This window comes from Streptomyces sp. NRRL S-378, from assembly GCF_000720645.1.
GTDB lineage: Bacteria > Actinomycetota > Actinomycetes > Streptomycetales > Streptomycetaceae > Streptomyces.
Genome location: NZ_JOBX01000235.1, coordinates 1 through 242 on the forward strand (window position 1 = coordinate 1; position 242 = coordinate 242).

Annotated in this window: 1 protein-coding gene; it reads right to left on the reverse strand. The window is 75.2% G+C overall.

Annotated features, from left to right (window positions below):
- Positions 1-242: polyketide synthase (locus tag IH80_RS45570; protein ID WP_030966599.1), on the reverse strand; the 242-nt coding region annotated here is incomplete at both ends.

Sequence of the window (242 nt, forward strand, 5' to 3'; positions counted from 1 at the left end):
CGAAGGCCTCCGCGAACACCGGGAAGGCCCCGTACAGCTCACGCCCCATCCCCAGGCGCTGCGCACCCTGCCCCGTGAACAGCACCGCCAGACGGCCGGGCGAGGCCTGGTCCGAGACGGTGGAGGAGCTCGGGGCGCCGTCCGCGAGGGCCCGCAGGCCGACGACCGCATCGCCGGTTCCGGTGGCGACGACCACCGCCCGGTGTTCCAGCGCCGCACGCGACGTGACCAGCGAGTACGCG